Here is a 558-nt window from a genome sequence, read left to right as displayed (position 1 = left end):
ACGACGGGCAGGGCCTGGCGAACCTGCACGGCGGGCGCGAGGGGCTGGCGAAGAAGCTGGACGAGTTCTTCGCGACGCCCGAGACGGCCACGAAGGTCGGGTCGTACGGCGGGGTCATCCACGAGATGCTCGAAGCGCGAGACGTGCGGATGGGGCAGTACGGGCACAGCAACCAACCCTCGCACCACATCCCCTACATGTACGACTACGCCGGGCAGCCCTGGAAGACGCAGGAGAAGGTGCGGGAGGTCCTGTCGCGGCTGTACCTGGGCAGCGAGATCGGCCAGGGGTACCCCGGTGACGAGGACAACGGCGAGCAGTCGGCGTGGTGGCTGTTCAGCGCGCTGGGGTTCTACCCGCTGCAGATGGGCAGCGCGAGCTACGCGGTCGGGTCGCCGCTGTTCACCAAGGCCACGGTGGACCTGGGCGGCGGTCGGAAGCTCGTGGTGAACGCGCCGGGCAACAGCGCGCGGAACGTGTACGTGCAGTCGTTGAAGGTCGACGGGAAGGCGTGGGACAAGGCGCACCTGCCGCACTCGGCGCTCGCGGACGGCGCGG

General features: G+C 69.4%; 1 protein-coding gene. It reads left to right on the top strand.

From position 1 onward, the window contains the following. On the top strand, positions 1-558 hold a 558-nt coding region (locus tag ABFX50_RS51055; RefSeq protein WP_346158561.1), incomplete at both ends, for a glycoside hydrolase domain-containing protein.

It is taken from the genome of Nonomuraea recticatena (genome assembly GCF_039533245.1).
GTDB classification, from domain to species: Bacteria; Actinomycetota; Actinomycetes; order Streptosporangiales; family Streptosporangiaceae; genus Nonomuraea; species Nonomuraea roseola.
The sequence above is the reverse complement of the archived record's forward strand: the minus strand, read 5'-3'. Positions and strand labels throughout refer to the sequence as shown.